At 55.0% G+C, this 23,686-nt stretch carries 15 protein-coding genes; 10 read left to right on the forward strand and 5 right to left on the reverse strand.

The window, feature by feature from the left end; translation table 11 throughout:
- The first annotated feature begins 7 nt into the window (after positions 1-7).
- The 3 genes from KJ970_08295 to KJ970_08305 are packed head-to-tail and all read left to right on the forward strand — an operon-like array spanning position 8 to position 3,905.
- Positions 8-1,081, forward strand: a complete 1,074-nt coding sequence (locus KJ970_08295; protein ID MBU2690914.1) for a DUF2330 domain-containing protein — start codon at positions 8-10, stop codon at positions 1,079-1,081.
- Complete coding sequence (locus KJ970_08300; GenBank protein MBU2690915.1) at positions 1,078-1,632, forward strand: DJ-1/PfpI family protein; 555 nt, start codon at positions 1,078-1,080, stop codon at positions 1,630-1,632. The genes KJ970_08295 and KJ970_08300 overlap by 4 nt, the downstream gene beginning before the upstream one ends.
- Before the next feature lie 17 nt (positions 1,633-1,649).
- Entirely contained in the window at positions 1,650-3,905 is a 2,256-nt protein-coding gene (locus KJ970_08305; protein ID MBU2690916.1) for an acetate--CoA ligase family protein, read from the forward strand.
- 119 nt (positions 3,906-4,024) lie between these two features.
- Here the strand turns inward: KJ970_08305 and KJ970_08310 are convergent, their stop codons facing one another.
- The 5 genes from KJ970_08310 to KJ970_08330 form a co-directional block, all read right to left on the reverse strand.
- Entirely contained in the window at positions 4,025-4,603 is a 579-nt protein-coding gene (locus KJ970_08310) for a fumarate hydratase C-terminal domain-containing protein (protein MBU2690917.1), read from the reverse strand.
- Entirely contained in the window at positions 4,600-5,685 is a 1,086-nt protein-coding gene (locus tag KJ970_08315) for a fumarate hydratase (GenBank protein MBU2690918.1), read from the reverse strand. The genes KJ970_08310 and KJ970_08315 overlap by 4 nt, the downstream gene beginning before the upstream one ends.
- Positions 5,686-5,760: 75 nt before the next feature.
- Complete coding sequence (locus KJ970_08320; GenBank protein MBU2690919.1) at positions 5,761-7,503, reverse strand: tetratricopeptide repeat protein; 1,743 nt, start codon at positions 7,501-7,503, stop codon at positions 5,761-5,763.
- 44 nt (positions 7,504-7,547) lie between these two features.
- Positions 7,548-8,561 (reverse strand): tryptophan--tRNA ligase, encoded by a 1,014-nt coding sequence (gene trpS / locus KJ970_08325; protein MBU2690920.1) that lies wholly within the window; start codon positions 8,559-8,561, stop codon positions 7,548-7,550.
- Positions 8,562-8,794: 233 nt separating this feature from the next.
- Complete coding sequence (locus KJ970_08330; protein ID MBU2690921.1) at positions 8,795-9,232, reverse strand: trp operon repressor; 438 nt, start codon at positions 9,230-9,232, stop codon at positions 8,795-8,797.
- A 577-nt stretch (positions 9,233-9,809) separates the two neighbouring features.
- Here KJ970_08330 and KJ970_08335 point away from each other — a divergent pair.
- From KJ970_08335 to KJ970_08365, 7 genes are all read left to right on the forward strand, one after another.
- Positions 9,810-11,351 carry a DNA topoisomerase VI subunit B gene (locus KJ970_08335; GenBank protein ID MBU2690922.1) on the forward strand — a complete coding sequence of 514 codons (1,542 nt, stop codon included), beginning with the start codon at positions 9,810-9,812 and terminating at the stop codon, positions 11,349-11,351.
- Between the two features lie 15 nt (positions 11,352-11,366).
- Positions 11,367-12,533, forward strand: a complete 1,167-nt coding sequence (locus KJ970_08340; GenBank protein ID MBU2690923.1) for a DNA topoisomerase IV subunit A — start codon at positions 11,367-11,369, stop codon at positions 12,531-12,533.
- Between the two features lie 405 nt (positions 12,534-12,938).
- Positions 12,939-17,693, forward strand: a complete 4,755-nt coding sequence (locus KJ970_08345; GenBank protein ID MBU2690924.1) for a proprotein convertase P-domain-containing protein — start codon at positions 12,939-12,941, stop codon at positions 17,691-17,693.
- 202 nt (positions 17,694-17,895) lie between these two features.
- Positions 17,896-21,087: a T9SS type A sorting domain-containing protein gene (locus KJ970_08350; protein ID MBU2690925.1), complete on the forward strand. Its 3,192-nt coding sequence runs from the start codon at positions 17,896-17,898 to the stop codon at positions 21,085-21,087.
- A gap of 92 nt (positions 21,088-21,179) precedes the next feature.
- Positions 21,180-22,241: a M42 family metallopeptidase gene (locus KJ970_08355; GenBank protein MBU2690926.1), complete on the forward strand. Its 1,062-nt coding sequence runs from the start codon at positions 21,180-21,182 to the stop codon at positions 22,239-22,241.
- An 18-nt stretch (positions 22,242-22,259) separates the two neighbouring features.
- On the forward strand, positions 22,260-23,225 hold the full coding sequence (locus KJ970_08360; protein MBU2690927.1) for a CPBP family intramembrane metalloprotease: 966 nt from the start codon (positions 22,260-22,262) through the stop codon (positions 23,223-23,225).
- An 11-nt stretch (positions 23,226-23,236) separates the two neighbouring features.
- A complete protein-coding gene (locus KJ970_08365; protein MBU2690928.1) occupies positions 23,237-23,659 on the forward strand; it encodes a secondary thiamine-phosphate synthase enzyme YjbQ in 423 nt (140 codons plus the stop codon).
- Positions 23,660-23,686 lie beyond the last annotated feature (27 nt).

The following is a 23,686-nucleotide window of genomic DNA, read 5'->3' on the forward strand; positions in this document are numbered from 1 at the left end:
TGAACCGATGAGATTCAATAGATTCGATGCCAAAAATACGGGTCAGCTCCGTCGCCGGATTCTATCGATGGCTCTGCCGGTGATTCTTCTCGGCGCCTGCATCTCGCCGTCCTTGGCCTTTGTGGGCTGCGTCCCTTGTGATGGGTGCTGGATTCAATCGGAAGGTCAGATGGTCCTCACGATCATGGACCGTGAGGAAGGCCTCGTTCGAATGATCCCCAATATCCGCTTTACCTGGGGCGCCGCAACCTTTGCTCTGATTGTGCCGACACCCTCGCTGCCTGAATTGGATCTGGCGCCGGCCAGCCTGTGGTGGAACGCCACCGATATGACCCGTTCTACATATTCCAAACGGGATTGGGGGTCGGGCGGTCTGGGGTGCAGTGAAAATGCCTGGGACACGCAGGCGGGTTATGCGACGGAGGACGAGATCATCTACAGCCAGCAGACCATCGGAAATCTTGAGGCGACGATCCTCTCCAGCGATAACCCCGACACCCTCGTCGCGTGGCTTCGTGACAACGGTTTTGAGCTTTCCCATAGCGACGCCGAGAAGTTCGCTCCCTATGTCGAAAGGGGTTGGTTTTTCACGGTCCTGCGACCCGATACCACGCAGCCGGGGTATGAACCGCCGGATTGGAGATGGGACGCGAATATCGCGCCGATCGCTTTCACCTATTCCGCCGACAGCTTTGAACTGCCGCTGCCGATTCTTGCCATCAATCGGGCCTGGTCTTTCCCGGTCGCGGTCTTTGTCGTGGACGACCACCGGATGAATCTGCAGGGATTCCAGACCCTCTACGCCAACCGGATCACAGAGGATGAGTATGCTGCGATAGGTGTCACCTATCCCTCTCTCGCCGCGTTCCTCGCGCCGGGCCGTTTTTTCACCCGGCTTGATCGAACATTTTCGGCCAATGATCCCATGTCGGAACCTTTGCTTCTCGGACCGGCATCCAATGATGATGAGTTTCGACGCCACGGCGGTGTCTACTGGGGCGGCATCCCGATCGCCTGGATCCTGGTCGCCGCCCTGCCGGTCAAACAGTGGATCCAGCGCCGGAGAAGACGACTCATATGACATTGAGGGCAAAGAGGGTTCTGGTTCCGATGGCCCGCGGCGTCGAAGAGATCGAAGCGGTCGCTGTTATCGATATCCTCATGCGCGCCGGCTGCCATGTCGTGACGGCCAGCGTCGGTGATACCCATATCACCGGCTCGCATGGGATTCGTCTCGGCGCCGACCGCCGGTTAACCGAGGTCTTGCAGGAGTCGTGGGACCTCGTGGTGATCCCCGGCGGAATGGAAAATGTTAAAATCCTGCGAGCCGATCCCGACCTGCGCGCGCTGCTGCGTGAGCGGGCGGCGCAACATCACGATGTCGCCGCCATCTGCGCCGGACCGCTGGTTCTCCTTGATGCGGGTCTTCTGAAAGATCGGCGGATCACCTGCCATGCCGCGGTGGAAGAGGAGCTCGGGGGAGTCAGGATAGTACAGCTTCCCGTCGTGGAGGACGGTTCCCTCATCACCAGCAGGGGACCCGGCACCGCCGTTGAGTTCGCTCTTCGCCTCGTTCGCCGGCTTGCCGGCCCCATGGTGGAGGAAGAGGTGCGGCGGCAGATTCATGCTTAGGGGCTGGGGGGGGGATTTTGGAATTGTTTCATAAGATGGCGGCATCCGGCCGGAAGCAGCTTCTCGAAAGCGAGGTTTATTCACTCCTTGACGGATTGGGAATCACGCCGGCCGCACACTTCACCTGGCATCCATCAACCGATCTGATCCAGCTTTCGAAATCCCCCAAAACGGCCGCCATGGAGAAGGCCTTGGCCGCCCTCCCCGGGAACCAGGCCGTCATCAAGATTCAGTCCCCGGATATCCTTCACAAAACCGAAGCGGGCGGGATCGCCGTCTGCCCCAAAGATCCCAAAACGGTGCGATCGGTCGGGCGGGCGATGTGGGATCACATCTCCAAGACCTCTTCAACCGCCGCCTTGATCAATCTTCTCATTGTTGAAAAGGTCGAATTCAATCGCGATCTCGGCCACGAACTCCTCCTGGGATGGCGTTGGGATCGCGCTTTCGGTCCAACGATCGTTCTGGGCCCGGGCGGCCTCCTAACCGAGTGGTTCGACTCGGTCTCGGGGGGATCGACGCTCTCGATTTTCTCGGCCGATACGTTTGATCGAGAGGCGATCCGCGGACGGCTCCTTGAGCACGCCGCGATGAAGGTCTTCTGCTCCCCCTCGCGGTTGTACAAAAAGCCGCCGATCCCCATCGAGCCTCTTTTGGATCTCCTTGAGAAACTGGTCCCATTGGGCGCCGCGGTCGATTCAGCCGATGACGGATGGTCGCTCGCCGAGCTGGAAATCAATCCGTTGGTCGTGACCGCCTGCGGCCGGATCCTCCCCCTCGACGGCGTGGCTCGAATAGATCAACAGAAGCCGCTGCCGCCGGCCCGCCCGTTGAGCAAGGTCAAGAATCTGCTCTATCCCAAGAGCGCCGTTGTTCTCGGCGTTTCGTCAAAGGGATTGAATCCGGGCCGCTTTATCCTCCGCAATCTGATCGCGGGGGAGGGGATAGAGAATAGCAAGTTATACACTCTGCATCCATCCGAGCAGGAAATTGACGGGATTCCCTGTTACCCTACGGTCGCCGATCTCCCCGAAAAGGTCGATATGTCGGTCGTTTCGGTTCCGGCCGAGGGGGCGGTGGAGATGATCCGCGATCTGACCGAGCAGGAGAAAACCGAATCGATCATTCTGATTCCCGGCGGGTTCAACGAACGGGGGCGGGAGGATCTCGCCGACGCCATCAAGCAGATCCTGCGCGATTCACGCCGCCGGCCTGACAAAGGGCCGGTCATGATCGGCGGGAATTGCCTGGGAATTGTCTCACGCGATCAGTACAACACCTTCTTTCTTCCCGAATATAAGCTGCCGTACCGGGGCGGACGGGGCAAGAACCTCGCCGTCATCAGCCAAAGCGGCGCCTATCTTGTGACCTTTTCCAGCAATTTCGATGGGATCATCTTCCCCAAGGCGAACATTTCGTATGGAAACGAGATGGATCTCACCGCCGCTGATCTGCTCGAGTATTACCTCGAGTATGAACCTGAAGTCCGTACCCTGGCCTGCTATGTCGAGGGTTTTCAACCAGGCGATGGGCGGCGATATCTCAGGTTGGCCCGCCGTCTTCACGAAGCGGGACGCACGCTTATCCTCTTCAAGGTCGGCCGGACGCCCCTTGGCGCCAAGGCGGCGCAGAGCCACACGGCAAGTATGGCGGGGGATTACAAGATCGCCGGGACACTTCTCAAGGCCGAGGGTGTCGTGATGGCCGAGACGCTGAACGAATACGAAGACGCCGTGCAAATCTTCACCCTTTTAGAGGATCGTCGGCCGAAGGGGCGGAAGGTGGGCGTGATCTCGAATGCCGGTTTCGAGTGCTCCTCGGTCATGGATCATTTCTATGATATGGAGGCGGCGGAATTTTCGAATAAAACGGTGAAGAGAATCGAAGAGCACCTTCCCGATATCGCCCATTGTAAAAATCCGGTCGATGCCACACCGATGGCGGCGACGCCGGCCTTCCTGGGCGCCGTGGAAGCGATGATCGAGGATGGAGGCGTCGACGCCCTGATTGTTTCGGCCGTTCCCGTCACACCGGCCCTGGACACGCTGGCGCCTCATCCCGGAGGGGGGCACCCTGAGGATATCACTCAGGAAAAGTCGTACCCACAGGGATTGATCCGGCTCTTTAAAAAGACAAACAAACCGATGGTCTTCACCGTTGATGCGGGGGAATTGTACGATCCGATGGTGAAGATGATGCAAGCAGCGGGGCTTCCCGTTTACCGCAAGATCGACCGGGCAAGCCGGGCGCTGGCGGCTTTTTGCCGGAGATGAAGCTCGGCCGGATACCACGGTCCCCCGGCCGGACGGATTCTTTTTCGCACAGGAGCCAGGCAAAGAAAAACGGCCGAGAATCGATCCCGGCCGTTTAACAATGCTCTTACCTTCAGAGACTAAAACAAACTCTCCAGCTTCTGCCTCGAGATGCCCTCCACCTCCTCATGAAGGCTGTCGCCGTGCGCATCCATCGTGACGACGGCGGGGAATTTGTCGGCGACGAGATGCCAGATCGCCTCGGGGCTGCCGAATTTCTCCAGAAAATCAACCTTGTCGACCCGCACAATCCGCTCGGCAAGCACCTGCGCGGCGCCGCCGATCGCATGCAGATAGACACAACCATGTTCCCGGCAGGCGTCGAGTGTCTTCTTACCCATCCCGCCCTTGCCGATCACACCGCGGATATTGAATTTGCGGATCAAATCTCCCTGATACGGCTCCTCGCGGATACTGGTCGTCGGCCCCGCGGCCTTAACGACCCAGACGCCGTTTTCCTGCACCATCACCGGCCCGCAGTGATAGATGATAGAGCCGTTCAGATCGACGGGGCTCTCGCCGCCGTCATGCAGATATTTGTGCACCGCATCCCGTCCGGTATAGATCATGCCGGTGATCTCAACAACATCGCCGCGGCGGAGGTTGCGGACATCGCTCTCACTGAGCGGGGTCTGTAATTGAATCGCTTGCCCCTTCATCGGCGGCCTCCTTTCTTTGCGGAACCGGTCTTCACAGGCTTGGTCTTTACAGAACCGGTTCTCGCAGGCTTGGCCTTCGCGGAAGTGGCTTTCCCGCTCTTGGCGCCTGTCTTCGTCCCGCCCGCGGCTCCCGTGGGATAGAGCCAACCTTTGAGCGATCCGTCGAGCCCCACGGTCGCGCCCTGTCTCCGGTAGGCCCAGCACATATACGAAAGGCTGACAAAGTAGCTCGCCGGAAGACGGTTCAACGCGCCGATCTTGCATCCCAGAACAGTCGTCTCTCCACCGAATCCCATGGGACCGATATCGAGAGAGTTCGATTTCTTCACGATAGCCTTTTCCAGCTTCGCGAGGTCTTTGTTGTCGCTGGTGTCGTTGAGCGGGCGAAGGAACTGTTTCTTCGCCATCGAGAGGCTGCTCGCCCGGTCGCCGCCGATACACACACCGAGAATCCCCGGCCCGCATCCTTTGCCCTGGGCCTTGAAGACCGCATCGAGAATACATTTCTCAACACCATCCAAATCCCGCCCCGCCTTTAATCCCACATTGGGCAGGGAGTACTGGGTGCCGACATTCTCACATCCGCCGCCCTTCAAGATGAGGCGGATGTCCATCGACGGGTTTCTCCATGTCTCAATATAGAAAACAGGGCTCCCCGGTCCGAGATTGTTGCCGGAATTCTTGCCGGTCAGTGAATCAACGGAGTTCTGCCGTAGATACCCCATGGCGGTGGCCTTGGCTGTCGCCGCGCTCGCGGCTCGCTTCAGGACCGATTCATCGATCTCATGAGGATGTTTGATGTAAAAGGTGACCGTTCCCGTGTCCTGGCAGAGAGGAAGCGAGTTCTTCCGAGCCAGTTCGACATTCTCCAGAACAACACCCAGGGCATACTTGCCGAGGGATGAGGGCTTCTCCCGCTTCTGACCGGCGCGAATCGCATTCAGGGCATCACCGGGCAGCTCGCACGAGGTTCTCCGGATGATCTCCAAGAAAGTGGCTTCGAGGATCTTTGGATCCAGGTTGCTCTTCCCGGCCTTCTTGGTCTTCCTCACTACAGAGGGTCGTTTTTTAGACGTTTTCATTGGACGCTCCTGTACATTTCTCAGGAAGGTTGTGGGCGAACTTCCCCCGTATGCTGCGCCTCTTCCAGACGGATGTCAACGATCAGCGGCGCGTTTCGCTCCATCGAGACGGCTCTCGAGGGAATAGCGGAGGAGATCGGCGTGGGCGACCCGTTTCAATGCCTCTTCGGCGTTTTTTACCGCCTCTTTCTTGCGGCCGAGTCGTTCAAGAATAAAGGTTTCTGAGAGAATGGTTTGTATGTGGATTGCCCAATAGGCTTCATTTTCACCGGCCGCGTTCAAAGTTTTTTCATAGGCGTCGAGCGCCTTATCAAAGAGCCCGGAGAGGGTGTAGCAATCCCCCAATAGTTTCAGGAGAATCGGGTCTTTTGATGCGCCATTTGCGGCAAGGGTCTCGATTTCCCGCAACTGCGCCCGCGAGAAGGGAAATCCGTCTTTTGATCCTTCTTCCCAGGCTGTCCCTGGATGCTTGCAGGATTCAAAGACCTCTATCAAAGGAAGGCTGGCTATTTTCCAAAGTTCAAGATGTGCGGGAGGCGCCGCCGCATTCTCTATCTCCTTCTGAAATTTCTCCGCCTTGTCATGCCAGGGTTCGAGGATATCGATCTGAACAATCTCTTCGAGCGCGTGCAAGGCCATATTCCGGTCGCCTTGCAGCCAGGCGGAGCGGGCCAGCCCCATTCGTATGGGGCCGCTCAACCGGAAGTAGCGGGTGAGAGGATCAGCCACCATCTCCTGGTAGATCGGGAGAGCCATATCCGGCCGGCCGATCGCCTCCCACTGAAAGGCCGCCATGAGACATATCCGCAGGGCCATCGTGACACTCCATCGTACTTGTCCCTGCCACCATGGACCGCGGACACCTGCTGTGCGGCGTGTGATCTCCCATTCTTGGGATAAAAGCCGCCAGTAGCGATCGGCCATCAGCCCCTCCATCGGGTCATACGGCGCCACGAGGGCCAATGGAAGACTGAAACGGGGATTTGCCGGGTATGCAATGTGAAAAGGGAGGAAAGTTTGTTCACTTCTTCTAAAAACCCCCTCATAGAAGACATCGGAGAAGCCATAAAAGAGCTGGTAATCACGAGCCGTCGGAATGGGAGCGGCGGCCGCTTCCTTCAGCATCTCCAAGCCCCGTTCCCTGTCCCCGGAAGGGATCCCGAGAAAGGGAATCCATTTGATAAGTTTGATAAATTTCGGGAGGGTGTCGACCATATAGAGATAAGCGCCGAGCAGAAACTTGGCATCGGGTTGCTCAGGCTTGAGTTCAAGGACCCGTTTCACATGCTCAATAGCGCTGCTTGAGGTCTTATTCGCCCCCCAATACTCCTTTAACATGACCTGGAATTGGGATTTCAACATGCCGCCCCAGCCAAGGGCGAGATGGGCGCGGGGATCATCCGGATTTTTATCCAGAAGCGCCTGGGAGCGGGAACTCATTTCGGATAGAACTTCGAGAAACTGATCGAACTGAGCCTCTTTCGTGGGGCGCGTGACATCCACTTCACGAAAGATCGAACGGAAGATGCGCGCTTCAAAGATCAGTGTAAGGGGATCCTCGGGCCTGGCCGCTTTCAGGGAATCGGCGATGGCCCGGCACCGATCATATTCCATCTGATAGGTATATTCGAAGAAACGGGTGGCGGCCGCGGAGAGTGCCGGCTCATCCCAAGGCCAGAGATTCCCATGAGTCAGACCGCTGGTGAGGGCTGATTCGGAATCGGTCTGACCTGTGTTTAAGGCCGTTTCCGTATCGGCCCTTCCGTTTCCGGGGATCAGCAATAGAGCAAGCAGCACGAGTGTGGCGGGCCGAATCAAAAGTTTTCCCCTGGGACGGCTGGCGGTCCCCGCTATCAAAGGGTCTAGGATGTCTTGTCTCCGCTGGGGGGGCGCAGACCCATCATTTCACGTGTTTCTTCCATGGTGGCGGCGGCGATTCTCCGAGCCCGCCGAGCCCCCTCCTCGAGAACACTCTTTATATAATCTGGTTTCTTAGAAAGTTCATCCGCCCTCTCCCGGATCGGGTCCAGAGTCAGCATCATCTTTTCATGGAGTTTCTTTTTGCATTCGATGCAGCCGATACCCGCGGTTCGGCAACCTTCAGCCGCCCAAGCCTGTGTCTCGGAGTCGGAGAAATTTTTGTGTAATGAATAGATGTTGCAAACCTCGGGATCTCCCTTATCCGTCCGTCGTTGTCGCGCCGGATCGGTCTTGGCCGGCCGGAGCTTTTCCCAGATAGCATCCGGTGTTTCAAGCAGTCCAATGTAGTTATCAAGGGATTTGCTCATTTTGCTCTCGCCATCGAGACCCATGATACGAGCGCCGTCTTTGGGGACGAGGGCCTTTGGTTCGGGGAAGATCGGGGCGAATTGATTGTTGAACTTTCGTGCGATATCCCGCGTCAGCTCGACATGCTGGACCTGATCCTCACCGACGGGCACGGCCACAGCCTTGTAGAGGAGAATATCCGCCGCCTGAAGAACCGGATAATCGAAGAGACCGACGTTGATATTCTCTTCGTGCTGGCGGGACTTCTCTTTGAACTGGGTCATACGGGAGAGGAGCCCGATAGGTGTGAGTGTATTGAAGATCCAGGTCAACTCCGTATGTTCGGGCACCGCGGATTGGACAAAGATGATGCATCGCTCGGGATCTAATCCGGCCGCAATATTGGCCTTGGTCGCCTCAAAGATCCGGGTCTGCATCATTGAAGGGTCGTACTCAGCCGTGATGGCATGGTAATCAACAATGCAGAATACACATTGGTAGTCATCCATGAGACGAACCCAGTTCCGGATGGCGCCGCAGTAATTCCCGATATGAATCTCGCCGCTTGGTTGAATGCCGCTGAAAAGAGTCGGTTTCACGATCTGCAACTCCTCGATTGGTTGTAGAGATTGGGTGTGGAACCCGAACTCCTTGTTATTTATTAAGTTAAGAATTCAAAGGGCCGCCGGGAACATATCTTGTGATCCTATCGGCAGAAGCTCAAAACGGCAATAGGATTTGGAATGGCATTGAATGAGAAGGGGGCGATAGGCAGTGAGCCTATATCGCCCCCTCATACTGAGCCCGCTATTAAATAACCACCTCTTGGAAGAGAGGGGCTTTAGCGGCGCTTTGTGGCCTTCTTGCGAGTGGCCTTCTTGCGGGTGGCCTTCTTGCGGGTGGCCTTCTTGCGAGTCGCCTTCTTCTTGGTCACTGTCCTCTTGGCGGCTTTCTTGCGCGCGACCTTCCTCTTTGTGGCCTTCTTGCGGGTGGCCTTCTTCTTGGTCGCTTTCTTCTTTGTGGCTTTCTTACGCGCTGTCTTTTTCGCGGCGGGACGGCGGGCTGTGGTCTTCACTCCAGGCTTACGACCTCTCGGCCGTGTGATTCCAGCCTTCCGAGCCTTGCTGTTAACCGTCGGGAGAGACACGCCATGCTTCGCCGCGATCTCACGATAGCTCAGTTTCCCCGCCTTGAGATCGGCAATGATTGCCCTCTCTCTGGCCTTGCGCGCTGCCGGGGTCAGCACCGTTTTCGGTGCTTTCTTCTTCATCCTTGCCATATGCGCTCACTCCTTGACATATATAACCCAATTCGACTGCGGAACAACGGCACGAATTCTACATCCAAAACCAACATGCCCGATAACCACTCCGCAGCATCTCGCCTACTCGTTTCAACGAAAATCGAACCCAAAATGACTCCCGCGAAACTTATGCCACTATGATAACAAATTGAAATCCTGTCAAGCAAATCGACATTTACATTGCTGGAAATATGAAAGGGTCTCCGGAATTGTGATATATCCATTTTCAGGATTCCCATATTGCATATGTCAATTGGAATGGATAGGCTCCATTTTTGAACCATATCACCGGCCGAGAGGAGGTTCCGGAGGGATGGGTAGAACAAGAAAGGCCACCACAGAAACGAAGACATCGAAAAAATCTCGGAAGCCCCAACAGGTTTCCATGGATTTTGAGAGGAGCCCGGTGACCGCGAGAACGTCCCTGGTTGGTCAATCTGGAAAGACGTCCATGGATCTGCCTGTGGTTGAAAGATCCGGAAATGGTAAAACGAGGCCAAAAGCAAAATCCGCCCGGGTTTCACGGGTATCAAAAGGCACGACGGCCGACCACATGGCGTCCAAGCAGCGCGAGATATCGGTCTCTGAGTTCTTTGCGAAAAACCGGCATCTTCTTGGGTTTGATAATCCCGCAAAAGCATTATTAACAACGGTTAAGGAGGCCGTGGATAACAGTCTCGACGCCTGCGAAGAAGCCCAAATCCTCCCCGAAATCCATGTTGAAATTGAACAATTGGCCGAAGAGCGGTTCCGCGTGGCCGTGGAAGACAATGGCCCCGGGATTGTACGCGCACAAATCCCGAAAATTTTTGGGAAGCTGCTCTATGGATCGAAATTCCACACATTCAGGCAGGCCCGGGGACAGCAGGGGATCGGTATCTCAGCGGCGGGGATGTACGGCTTGTTAACGACCGGCCAGCCGATGAAGATTTTCTCCCGGATAGGATCGAATCGCCCCGCCTACGCCTTCGAGTTGACCATTGATACGCGGACAAATCAGCCCAACATCCGGAGCGAGGAACAGTTCGAGTGGGATAAGGAACACGGAACCCGGGTTGAAATGATTTTGGAGGCCACTTATAAGAAGGGCCGGCACAGTGTTGATGGATATCTCCGGCAAGTGGCGATTTCCAATCCCCACCTGGAGTTGATTTACAATCCACCCAGCGGAGCGGAAAATGGTGAACCTGTCCATTTTGTCCGTGTGACCGATGAAATTCCGCCGCAGCCGAAGGAAATTCTGCCCCATCCCTATGGTGTGGAATTGGGTGTCCTCATCCAATTGCTCTCTGAATCCAAATTGCAGAACTTATCATCTTTTCTCCAGCGCCAATTCAGCCGGGTCACTCTCCGGGTGGCCAGTCTTATTTTAGAAACGGCGGAGATTCGCGGAAATACGAGACCGAATCGGCTTAAACACCAGGATGCCGAGAAACTCCATGCAGCGATGAACACCGTCAAGATCATGGTACCACCGACAAACTGCCTGTCACCGATCGGGGAAAAGCAGCTCATGGAGTCCCTGGCCCAGGAGATCGAGGCCGATTTCGTCACCGCCGTAACGCGACCGCCGGCGGTTTACCGGGGCATCCCTTTTCAAATCGAGGTGGGATTCGCGTTCGGGGGAAATCTGAACGCCGAGGATCTGATCTCTCTTTATCGTTATGCCAACCGGGTCCCCTTGCTCTATCAGCAGTCGGCCTGTGCTATCACAAAGTCGGTTCTCGGCGTGGATTGGAAGAAGTACAGGCTCTCGCAGGCCCGCGGCGCTTTGCCGTCAGGTCCCCTGATCGTCGTCTGCCATATGGCCTCGGCCTGGGTGCCTTTCACATCTGAGAGCAAGGAGTCGATTGCGCACTATCCTGAGATTCTAAAGGAGATCCGGCTGGCCCTTCAGGAGGCCGGCCGCCGTCTGGCCTCTCATATCGGCCGCCGCCGCAAAGAAAAGGAAGAAGCTCAAAAGCGCTCCTATATACAAAAGTACATCCCGCATATAGGAATTGCTCTGCAAAGCATCCTCTCCTTAAAAGACGCGGAACGGGAGAAGACGGTCGATCTATTGAGTTCGATCCTCGAAAAAAGCAGAAAAATGTAGAGGTAGGGAGACAGCATGAGTCCAAGAACCAAATCAAAAGCCGAGGGGAAAATATCCGTCGGCGAGGTCCGCAAGCGGAACCAGGCCGCCGATCTAAGAACCCTGAATATCATCTCCAAAACGGCGGAGGGAATCTATACCACCATTTCCAAACGGCGGAAACCGGATCTGAAATTGCCGGTCCGATCGCTGGGGAACATCTCGTACAGCCTGAAAAAGGGATACTTCGAGATCGGAAGCCAAAAGAAGATCCGAACGCTGAGTGTCAATACGGTGAAAACATTCGCTCAATCATTACGGATGATGAGCCTCTCGAAGGAATTGGTGGAAACCAACGACTTTGCGACCAAGAGGGATGTTTATTACCAGTCCAAGAATTGGGCCGAGGCCGGCTTTCAGGAGCAGACCGAATCGGATGCCGTCATGGACGATATCGAAGCCCTGTTTTCTGTCGATGAAGTCAACCGGGAGCAGCTCCGTTTTGTCCCGGATGAGCATGGCGGCGCGGTCGCCGGGGAACTCGCGGTCTTGGATCCCGATCTGGAGTCGGGGGAGATAGAACGGATCGATTGCACCCGATTCGGGTCTGGCGCCTATTCGATCCCTTCGAGTGTCGAACATCTTTCCTTTGAGACGCGGGCCGAGTTCGTCCTCGTCGTGGAAACCGGAGGTATGTTCCAACGCCTGCAGAACCATAAGTTTTGGAAGACGGCCAATTGCATTCTCGTCTCGATGGGCGGCGTTCCGACGCGGGCGACACGCCGGTTTATCCGCCGTCTTTCTGATGAGATGAAGATTCCGGTTTATGCCTTCGTCGATTGTGATCCCTACGGAATTTGTAATATCTATAGAACGCTCAAGGTCGGATCGGGAAACGCGGCCCACATCAATCGTTTCTTTTGTGTACCCCATTGCCGTTTTCTCGGTGTGACGCCGCAGGACATTGTCGATTATAAATTGCCGACCCATCCTCTAAAAGATGTCGATATCAAGCGCGCCAAGGATGCGATAAAGAACGACCCCTTCTTCCAGAGCCAAAGTACCTGGATGAAGTCCCTGCAGCAGATGCTGAAGATGGGTGTTCGTGCGGAACAGCAGGCCCTGGCCAAATGGGGTCTCAATTATGTGATTGAGAAGTATCTTCCGGAAAAGCTCTCCAAGGTCGAGCGATTCCTTCCCTGAGCTCCAGCCGGCGGCCTGTCTGGAAGCTGCCACTGGATCTGCCAGCTCTCATCCAGCTAGCTCCCATAAAATCAAAGAGATAGTCGGCAGCGAGATGACCCCTTCAAGGGCGGATTCCGATGCTCAATGAACCCAAACGAAGCATAAAATTAGAATAATTGAATTAATATATTAAAAGTATTTTTACGGGGTCGTTTCGATGTTGTCAGTATCGTTCCGCAACTTCCCGCCATATCTCTGGTTCCAGGACTTTCGATCCTCTGGGATCCCACAGCTCACTGCTCCTATGAGATCGCTGGGTTACCCATAGAAGATTGGAATCAGAAATGATATAATGTGGGAGGTTGGTTTCGACTTTCAGAATTCACAATCCGAAAGGATCTCATGCCCAGAAAGGAACTGGTGATGAAACACTTATGCGTCGCGCTTCTCGGCGCTGCTCTGCTGTGCCTATTGATGGCGGGAGCACAGGCCGATCTCCAGACGTTATCGCTCTCCGTGGCGGAGAATCAGATGACGCTGGAGCAACAAGAACTCGAAACCCTTCAATATCGTGTTCAAGTCGGTGAATTGACGGCAATGGACGTGATGACAACAGAAGGGGCCTTCTCGCGCCTCATGATTCCCGGATTCCACGCTTCTCAAATTGAGGGAACACCGGAACTACCGATGATGAACCGTCTCATCGAGATCCCCTACGGCGCCACAGTGCGTGTCGAGGTGGTTTCATCGGAGAGCCGTCTCGTCAATCTGGCTGATTATGGGATCACACATCCGATCTTCCCCGTCCAGCCGAGCATGCCGAAGAATGCCGATCCCGCGACCTGGCCCTTCGTCATCAACCGCGATGCATATAATGTTGAGCGCGTCTCCCGGGAGCTGGTAGCGGTCGTGCCGCAAGGCCGGCTCCGTTCGGTGAATATCGGCCGGCTCGAGGTTTCTCCCGTCGAGTATTACCCGGCGGAGAATCAGATCCGCGTTTATGAAACGATCGCTTTCCGCATCCACTTCGATAATGCCGATTTCGAGGCCGGGAATGAATTGAAGGCCGAAACCAGCAGCCCTTTCTTCCAAGTCCTGTACAACATGATCGAGGGGACTCGCGATGCCCACGATGATCATCCCAACCTGATGGATAGTTACGCGACGATGGTCATCGTGACCCCGCCCGAATTTGAAAACCAGATGCAGGAGTTTGTCGATTGGAAGACCGAGTGCGGATATAACGTCATCGTCGCCGTGACGGGAACGCCTGAGGTCGGAAGCACCAAGGAAGAGATCCAGACCTATATCCACACACTCTACTGGATGGGCACCGAAGAACAGCCCGCGCCCACATTTGTTCTCTTTGTCGGTGATGTGGAGCAGATGCCGACTTGGACTCTCAGCGGTGACGCGACCGATCGTCCCTACTGTGATGTCGAGGGCGATCTGGTGCCGGATATCTATTACGGCCGTTTCTCCGCCACAAACCCAACCCAGCTCCAGGCGATTCTTGATAAGACTCTTATGTATGAGCAGTTCACGATGTCCAATCCCAGTTATCTGGGCGAGGTCGTCATGATCGCCGGTATGGATAGTGGTTACGGCGCCACACATGGTAACGGTCAGATCAACTATGGCACGAATGAATACTTCAATGCGGCGCACGGTATTTTCAGCCACACCTATCTCTATCCCAATTCGGGAAGCAATGCCGCCAACATCGTCCAGAATGTCAGCGACGGTGTTTCCTTCATCAATTACACGGCCCATGGAAGCACAACCTCCTGGTCCGATCCTTCCTTCACGCAGAGTAATATCAACGGGCTGCAGAATTCCGAAGAGTACTGCACCGCCATCGGAAACTGCTGTTTGACCAGTTCCTACAATATCGGCGAGTGCTTCGCCGAGACCTGGTTGCGGGCTCCGGATAAGGGCGCGATCGGATATATCGGCGCCAGCAACTCAACCTACTGGGATGAGGATTTCTGGTTTGGCGTCGGTCACACGACAAATATCACCGCCAATCCGACCTACGCAGAGACGGGATTGGGCGCCTATGACGGTCTCTTCCATGACCATGGCGAAGCGATGACCCAGTGGTATGTTTGCAACGACGCCATCGTTTATGCCGGCAACCTGGCGGTTTTACAATCGGGTTCCAGCCGCATCACCTACTACTGGAATATTTACAACCTCATGGGCGACCCGAGTCTCAGCACTTATCTCGGTGTTCCCGCGGAAAACCCTGTTGTGTATCCCCCGACGATTTTCACAACCTGGACTTCGATCACAATCGAAGCGGCTCCCGGCAGTTATGTCGGTTTGTCGAGAGATGGCGAGTTACTCGGCGCCGGTATGGTGGGTGCGACGGGAACACTTGAGCTTCCTATCTTCGCCACACCACTCCTTCCCGGACCGGCAAAGCTGGTTGTCACGGCGCAGAATCATGAGCCGTATATCACCGATGTCTCTGTTATTGTTCCGGCGACGATCTACATCGACCCTACCTGGATCAATGCCAATGTCGAGACAGAGATCAGCGTCGGTGTTTTTGAGTACGATGGCGTGACGCCGAAGCCGGGAATCGAAGTTTGGGCCGATGGTTTGAATTACGAATCGGACCACTCTTTCAGCGATGCGACCGGGTATTGTACGATTACGGTGAATTACCCTTATGGCCCCAAGATTGACATTGTGGGACAAAATCCCGCCGAGCCTTGGGAGCTCTTCAGAGAATATGTCTCGGTGGTTGCGTCGAGTGTACTGGGTGGATTGTCGGTCACGACTGAAGTGGGACTCTCCAATCAGTTTGCCTTGAATCTACCGGGTGTTCTGCATGCCTCCTGCCCCGTTCCGGATTATACCCTTTGGGCTTTCCTCAACGGGGAACTCGTTGGCAGCACGACCGATTCTGAAATGGAGATCACTCCCGATGAAACGGGATCGATTGAGGGGATTATAGCCATCAGCGGCTACAATCTTATCAAGCGGACCTTCCCGGTGATTGAAGCTTTTGGGACCCTGGCGGGTCACGTTGATGCGGACGGCCCGGCGGTCGGGGCGATTGTAAGAGGGTATGACGATGAGGATGATCTGATCTTCACCGCCGTCGCCAATGCTTCAGGTGACTATAATGTAGGATCCGATATCCTTGTCGCGCCATATACAATTACAGCCGATTATTTCGGATATCTGCACTATGAGACTCCGTTCTTTGTCAACTACGGCGCGAACTCCCTCGATATCGACATGACCGCCGCTCCCAGCGGCGTTATGACGGGAACGGTCACGCAGTCCCTCTCGGGTCTGCCTCTCGAGGCGACGGTGAAGATCTACCGTTCCGACACAATGGAACTTTATGCCGAGACAACAAGCGATCCGTTGGACGGATCCTATACAACGTCCTCACTGCCATACTTCGATTATTCTGTGAATGTGAAGGCTTGGCATCATATTCCTCAGACAATCTCGATGACGATCGATCAGAGTGTCCACAATATGGACTTCGTGCTCGATCCCACCATCGGCGATCTGTTGTTGATCGATGACTCCGCCAAGTCCGGAATTCATCCGGCGAAGATCGACGAGAAGACAGGTGCGGTGATCGCTGAGGAATATACGACCGAAACGGCCAAGACCGCAGCGGATATGATCGCCGACCTGGAAGATCTCGGTTACACGGTGACGTCTGAGAGTATTTCGGTCACCGATCCTCAGATGTGGGGCAATTATGATCTCCTGATGGTTTGCACCGGTGCGAATACAGGTTCGTTGCCCGATGCCGCGTTCAGGAACAGTCTCATCAATTTCGTTGAAAACGGCGGGCACCTCCTCATCGAGGGTGGAGAGGTTGGGTATACCTACCGGTCTGATACGAACTTTGGTGCTAAGGTTCTCCACATCACGGGTTGGAATTCTGATAGTGGCGGTAATGTCACCGTTGCCGAACCGGACCATTATGTCATGAGTGTCCCGAATGTCATCACCGGACCGATTACGGTGGCTAGTAGTACTTATGCCGATCAAGACGCGATGGATGCAACCACCGATGCCGTTGTGGTTGGATCCTGGACTAGTTATCCCACGGATGCCAGTATCATCACCTATGACTCGAATCCGGCGCCCGAGGGCGGACAGATCGTCTTCTTCTGCTTTAACTATTCTGCGATGGATGCCTCCGTACGGCCTCTACTTCTGCAAAATACGGTGACCTGGCTCATGACGCCGGAATTCGGCGATTGCACGGTTGAAGGTACGGTGACCTTGCTGGATGAGACAGATCACTCAGGCGTTCTGGTTGAGGTGATCCCGGGTGGCGCCTCGACCACTACGAATGCCGCGGGTGAGTATGTGCTGGAAGGCCTTTTCAATGGAAATTGCTCGATAAAGGCCTCGAAGGATGGCTGGTCTATCGGCATGGAGGATATCAGTCTTTCCAGCGGCCAGCATATGACGGGTGTCGATTTCTTGCTGACACCGGTTTTCGCCTCCGAAAGTTGTGAATCACCGGGGCTCTCGATTCCCGACAGCAATCCCACCGGAGTTTACGATGACATGACGATCAGCATCGGAGGTATGGTGACGGCCGTTGAGGTCTATGTGAACATTACGCATACCTACATCGGCGATCTCATCGTCGACCTCACCTCACCGGATGGAACCAATGTGGTTCTGCACAACCGGTCAGGAGGGACGGCGGAGAATATCATCGGATGGTATCCGACCGATCTCACTCCGGCCGAATCGCTGGATGCCTTTATCGGTGATGACACCGATGGGAACTGGAGATTGCACGTCAGCGATAACGCCGGCGCCGATCTGGGGGTATTGAATGAGTGGTGCCTCAAAATCTTCTATGGCGGCGGTTCCGCGGATGTGCCCGTGAGTGGCGCACCCAAGTCGCTGGCCCTCTTTTCAAATACGCCGAATCCGTTGAAGATGCAGACAATGATCCGCTTCGATCTGCCGAAAGCGGGTGCTGTTGATCTGAGCATCTTTGATGTCACCGGCCGCCGTGTCGCGACGCTGGTTTCCGGAGCAAGAGAAGCCGGAACTCACCAAGCGGTCTGGACCGGACGTGATCAGGCCGGGCATCCGGTTGCCAGCGGTGTTTATTTCTACCGTCTAGCTGTGGATAACCGCGAATTGACCAAGAAGATGTTGTTGATGAAATAGTTTCACACGCCGAGTTAAGTCATTATCCGGCCCCGGGTTGACACCCGGGGCCGTTTCTTTATCTCGTTGATTCTCTTTGACATATTGTGGAAGGCGACCTATAATATTGGCACTATCTAGGGGTCAATCTCATTGACCACTCATTTGGGCGTCTGTGCCTTCTTGTCGGTGAAGGGTGGTCAATGGAATGGGGGAGATTGATATGAGAAAGACGACGGTAGTCTATGCTGTTTTTTGTCTCTTTGTGACGGCCGTCACTGCTTCGGCGCTCACGCCTCGCAACGATCATTTTTTAAATATATCAAGGTCCTCTGCTGACAATCGTGGGAGCGATCGGCCGCTCAGTGGAGATCGGATCAGTACACGGTCCGACACGGTTTTTTGGGGCGGTCACGACGGCAACGGCTACGCCGTTGTGGGCGGCATCTGGGATTTTGCTGACGGCACCTTGCAGGGCTGGTATAGCATTGACCAAACATTAAACACCGGCGATACCTATTGGGCCCGCATGACGGCTGATGACTATGAATTTCCGATGGACGCGCCGATGACGAATGGCTCCGTGGGGCATCTTTGGTGCGGCGGCGAAAAATCCAGGGCCGTTGAAGAATGCTGGGTCTGTGATGCCGGCGCCACGCCGGATACCGCGACCTACGGCTACGGGAGCGATCTTTGTCAAAGGGTGACAAGTGCACTCATGAGCTACACAGGGGAAGATATTGCCATCGCATTCAATTATTTCACTGATTCGGAGGGCATTGTCTTCGACTGGACAAAGGTCCAGCTTGTGGCCTATGAAGATATGGATGAACTCGAAGTCCTGACGATCGCCGATCTCGATGCCGGCATCGAGGGGGCGCCTTATGCACCCGTTGCTTTTGACGACACGCTTTACGCCTTTGAAATCCCAGGGGGAACCGACGGCGTGAAATTGCGGTTTGAGTTCGTCTCGGATGGGGGATGGGATGATGCCGATGGAGAATATTGTTCCACCTACGGCGCCATCGGACTCGATGATATCGTGCTCAGCGGCGGCGTCGTCGCGGATTATGATTTTGAGGAGAATGATGAAGGATTTGTCGCCGAGCATTGTCCGGGAATCGGGGATTGGGTGGCTGTTCATGATGTTTCGAACTATACAATTTTAGATCCCTGCGACTGCGATTTGGAAAACTATGTCCTCGCGTTTCATGATGAAACTTACCATCACGGTGATCCGGCGGGTGATCAGAATCAATGGAATATGGCCGTGAGCCCCATTATTGATCGCACCGCTTATCCAGCCGCGGACTATAATAAAATTTTCGCAACTTTTGACATATATGGCGTGATGCCGCGTGAAAACGGTGTTCTTTACCGCTCGGGATGGTTTTATGAACCATGGGAATGCGAATTCACGGGAGCTTTGGGGTGGTCCCCACGCACGGGTGATTCGAACTGGCTCTATCTTGGCGCCGCCCCCCTGTGCTACAAGGTGAATTCTTCATGGACCGATGAGGATCTTCCGGGCACCGCTGACTACTATCGCTTCTGTGTTGAATTGATGGCGTGCTGTTTGTGCTTCGGAATTAATGATTGTACCGGTGAAAGTAATGAGACGCCGTTGTTTGACAATTTCCGGGTGGCGATGACGCATAATCCTGTTGCGCCGCCTATCCGGTATGGCGAAGGCTGCTATTATAATGATGCTTTCAGTCAGAGCATGTTTCTTTATGCCGACGAACCCGGCCGTTGCGATTCCTGGGTTGTGGAGGCCGGCGCCGAGCCGCCTTATATTTTAGGGGATTCCTTGGCGATCACCGGGCCACCGGTTTGGGGCACCACATCGTCGTGGGAAGCTCATCTCTGGTTCCGTATTCCCCGTGTCGGTCCCGAAATTGACGCCGGGGATTATTCCGCTTGGAAAAACCGTCTCCCCGGTGATCCGGAAGCGGGGTTTGTCGCGGTCAGGATGGACTCCTGCCAGACAATCCTGCCCTACGCAAACAAGATGTGCTCCTATTTCCACGAATCGACAATGGGTTTTAATCCGGCTTATGGCGATCTGACCGATGAGAATGAAATCCTCCCGGATGATCTCTTTACACCCGGCACTTTGATTCAATATTTTGTGACCGCGAATTATATTGGAAATAACGAGGTCTCATTCGTGGATGACACATCCGGTGGGTTCTTTCGCAAGATCGACATTCTTCCAAGTATGAGGGAGGATCCGATAACTCATGACATCGTCTGGCCGACCGTTCTCTATGTGGATGCTTACAATTTGGGCGCGGAGAAGTTTATCCAGCCTGCTCTCAATTCAATCCTCCCTGAGATTCCGGGTGTGGGACCGAACTTTGATCAATATGACGAGTACGGCTCCACCACACATTTTAATGGAAACTCGATTTACCGAATCTATTACAGCAGCAACAACGGCGCCACACTCCCACAACTTCTTTCCTACAACACCATTTTCGTCAATACCGGTGATCTCAGCGCCGGCGCGATGGAAGAGTCGGATATGATCGGTCTTGAGGATTGGTTGCTGACCACGATCATGGGGGCCTTTGAAGTGCGCCAGGGCTTGATTATGAATGGTAATCAGATGGCCGCCATCATCGAATACCATCGTCCCTCATTTCTTCACAATACGCTGGGTGCGGAATTGGAATGTTCACCCTACAGCGCTCCCGATTGTCCCGAAGGCACGCCTGAAGATGACTCTTATTGCGTGCAGATCATTGACGCGGAGGGTTCATCTTTCCCAACGGCCATGGACCTTTACGGCTATGGGAATGGCTGCCCGTTGGCTCTCAACTTTTCCGTCCTCTCCCCAAGCGGCACGGGCCTTGGGAATCGGAGCTGGTTTGATTATGATCTCAGCGGCCCGAAGGGCGTGGTCGACTATGCCCAGATTGTTCATGAAAACCTTGGCCTCGCCAATTACCGGTCGACGATCGAGGGGTACAGTTATCATCGCATCACCCGCTCGTTTGATTCAGAGTTGGGACAATGCTTCGCCGACAGCGCCGGCATCGTGAGCGCCATCGCCTCAGAGATCTGGGGGACCCTCGATTGGGTGGCTAACGGCCCGCCGGCGGGTGTACCGGATCCCGATGCCGTCGAAACGGCGGTGAATCGCCTCTTCCAGAACAGGCCGAACCCATTCAATCCCCGTACGGTGATCTCTTTCTCTGTCGCCCGAAAAAGCCGCGTTGAGCTGGCGATCTATGATGTCTCCGGGCGGCTCGTACGGCAGCTCTTAGACAAAACAGTCGACGCCGGTCTCCAAAACATCACTTGGGATGGAACTGATAATTGGGGGCATCAGGTCGGTTGCGGCGTCTATTGGTCGCAATTGACGATCAATGACTACAAATCGACCAAGCGGATGGTGCTGTTGAAGTAGTATCGCCGTGGTTGCATCTCCACGATTTGGGGTCTAATGTTTGGAATAATCTTGAGTTTCCGGCAATGACCCCAAATTGTGGAGGCGACCCGATGCAGGCTTCATCCCTTTCATTCCTTGAGAAACTCCTTGAATCCCCCGGGCCCTCTGGAAGCGAGGGACCTGTACAATCCGTTTTTGAAGCCTATGTCCGCCCTTATGCTGATGAGATCATTCACTCCCCCCATGGATCGGTTGCCGCGATCCGCAATCCAAAAGGAAAACCCAGGGTGATCCTCACCGGACATGCCGATGAAATCGGTCTGATTGTTCATCATATCGACAAAGACGGATTTCTTTTCTTCCGCACAATCGGCGGGATCGATCCGGTGACGCTCCCCGCGACGCGGGTGGAGGTTCACACTCAAAAGGGGATGATTCTCGGCGTCATCGGCCGCAGGCCGATGCATCTCCTGCAAGGGGATGAGAGGAACAAGGTCGGAAAGATACAGGATCTCTACATTGATATTGGAGCCTCCACAAAGAGTGAGGCGGAAAAGCTGGTACGAGCCGGCGACCCGGTGACTTTCCGCAGGGGTCTTTTAAAATTGGGGAAACAGCGTGTGACATCCAAGGCCCTGGACAATCGGGCGGGTGTTTTCTGCGCCGCCGAGGCTTTTCGATTGCTTGGCCGCACCCAACCGAAGGCCTGTGTGATAGCCCTTTCAACGGTCGGCGAGGAGATAGGAGGGGACGGCGCTTTTACAGCGAGCTTTGAACTCAAACCCGATTTGGCGATTGCCGTCGATGTTACCTTTGCGATTGATCAACCCGATGTGACGGAAAAGGACACGACCAACATACATCTGGGGCGGGGGCCGGTCATCCAGCGCGGTCCGCGTATCAACAGCTCCATTTCGCGGTTGCTTGAGAAGGCGGCGGCACAGGGCCGGATCAAGCTTCAATTTGAGGTTGAAGGCGGGCGGACGGGTACCGATGGCGACGAGATTTATAAAACCCGCGGCGGGGTGCCGCTCGGGGTTGTCACTGTGCCGTGCCGGTATATGCACACACCCGGTGAGATTGTCTCGCTCGACGATCTCGAAGCGATTTCCAAATTGCTGGCGGCCTTTGTGAAAGGCTTGGGGCCTCGGACGTCGCTGTCGCCATTCTAGGACAAGGATTGATGGTCAATGAACGATCATGAGGATTTCGACGGTAATGATCAGGATATACATCCGAAGTGGCATCCCCTCGCCCGGATCGCTCTCTATCTTTTCGTCGTTGTCGGCGCCCTACAGCTCCTGATTGGAAGTCCGGCGATCGCTCTTTGGCTTCTTCTCACCGGCCAGGATCCCAATCTTTTGCTGGATTCGGAGATTGCGGGAGAGGCCTTGCTTTTCGCCTATGCCTTGCTGGCGCCGGCCACGGTGCTGGCGACGATCCCATTCCTCCGAAGGCTTGATCGGCGCAGTTTGCGGGAGATGGGCGCCTACTGGCCCGGGGGCAGAAGATCGGTGGCCCTGCGGCAGATTATCCCCGCGCTGGCCGCCACGGTTCTCTTTCTCGGTCTCTGGCTCTTTATCATTCCTTTCCTCAGCGAGTTTCAGTGGAACGGCCTCAGCGACACCGTTAGAACAGGGCCCGGGTGGTGGCCTTCCCCGGCCGGGAGTTTTGTCACCTCAATACTCTTTCTGCTCGGCTTTATGGTTCAGGGCGGCTTGGAGGAATGGATTGTCAGGGGATATATATATGCCAATCTAAGGGATCGGTGGAGCTGGCCGAATGCCGCCGCCGCCTCTTCCCTTATCTTTGCCCTCGGGCATGGATTGAACCCCGAAGTCAGCCCGGTCAGTATCATGAATACATTTCTTATCGGCTTGGTCTTGGCCATGCTGGTCGAGTGGACCGGGAGCCTGTGGGCCGCGACATTGATCCACGGTTTCTGGAATTTTTTCGTCGGATGCGCCATTTCACTTCCGGTCAGCGGTATCACAACCTTCCGAATTTTGGATCTTTCCGTGACGGGGCCGTCGTTTTTAACAGGAGGCGATTACGGCCCCGAAGGAAGCCTCATTATGACGGGAATGCTCCTGCCCCTCGTCTTTGTCATGGCGCATCGTCTTGACGGGATCAGAAGAGATATCATGACGATCTAGGGAGAATCAAAATGAAATCACTCACAAAGCATCTGATTCTTAACATTCCCACCCGTATGGATTTTCTGAATATCACCCCTCAGGTTGTTGATCTCGTGACCGCAAGCGGCGTCAAAGAAGGCCTTTGTCTCGTCAATGCGATGCATATCACCGCTTCGGTTTTTATTAATGATGATGAACCGGGTTTGCATGAAGATTACAAACAATGGCTGGAGCAATTGGCGCCGTTTGATCCCTCCCCGGAGCGTTATCACCATAATAGGACAGGAGAAGACAACGGCGACGCCCATCACAAACGGCAAATCATGGGCCGGGAGGTCGTTGTCGCCATTACCGACGGCCGGCTGGATTTCGGCCCCTGGGAACAGATCTTCTACGGTGAGTTCGACGGCCGCCGCTCAAAAAGGGTGCTGGTGAAGATTATCGGGGAATAGAAAGAGGCTGCTCCACTTTTGTTTTGA

This window comes from Candidatus Eisenbacteria bacterium, assembly GCA_018831195.1.
Taxonomy (GTDB): Bacteria; Eisenbacteria; RBG-16-71-46; order CAIMUX01; family JAHJDP01; genus JAHJDP01.

What these genes read in the sequence shown, in the direction of transcription:
- KJ970_08295 (MBU2690914.1), top strand. Translation starts at nt 8, where the DNA reads ATGAGATTCAATAGATTCGATGCCAAAAATACGGGTCAGCTCCGTCGC.
- KJ970_08300 (MBU2690915.1), top strand. Translation starts at nt 1,078, where the DNA reads ATGACATTGAGGGCAAAGAGGGTTCTGGTTCCGATGGCCCGCGGCGTC.
- KJ970_08310 (MBU2690917.1), bottom strand. Translation starts at nt 4,603, where the DNA reads ATGAAGGGGCAAGCGATTCAATTACAGACCCCGCTCAGTGAGAGCGAT.
- KJ970_08315 (MBU2690918.1), bottom strand. Translation starts at nt 5,685, where the DNA reads ATGAAAACGTCTAAAAAACGACCCTCTGTAGTGAGGAAGACCAAGAAG.
- KJ970_08330 (MBU2690921.1), bottom strand. Translation starts at nt 9,232, where the DNA reads ATGGCAAGGATGAAGAAGAAAGCACCGAAAACGGTGCTGACCCCGGCA.
- KJ970_08335 (MBU2690922.1), top strand. Translation starts at nt 9,810, where the DNA reads ATGGCGTCCAAGCAGCGCGAGATATCGGTCTCTGAGTTCTTTGCGAAA.
- KJ970_08340 (MBU2690923.1), top strand. Translation starts at nt 11,367, where the DNA reads ATGAGTCCAAGAACCAAATCAAAAGCCGAGGGGAAAATATCCGTCGGC.
- KJ970_08345 (MBU2690924.1), top strand. Translation starts at nt 12,939, where the DNA reads ATGAAACACTTATGCGTCGCGCTTCTCGGCGCTGCTCTGCTGTGCCTA.
- KJ970_08350 (MBU2690925.1), top strand. Translation starts at nt 17,896, where the DNA reads ATGAGAAAGACGACGGTAGTCTATGCTGTTTTTTGTCTCTTTGTGACG.
- KJ970_08355 (MBU2690926.1), top strand. Translation starts at nt 21,180, where the DNA reads ATGCAGGCTTCATCCCTTTCATTCCTTGAGAAACTCCTTGAATCCCCC.
- KJ970_08360 (MBU2690927.1), top strand. Translation starts at nt 22,260, where the DNA reads ATGAACGATCATGAGGATTTCGACGGTAATGATCAGGATATACATCCG.
- KJ970_08365 (MBU2690928.1), top strand. Translation starts at nt 23,237, where the DNA reads ATGAAATCACTCACAAAGCATCTGATTCTTAACATTCCCACCCGTATG.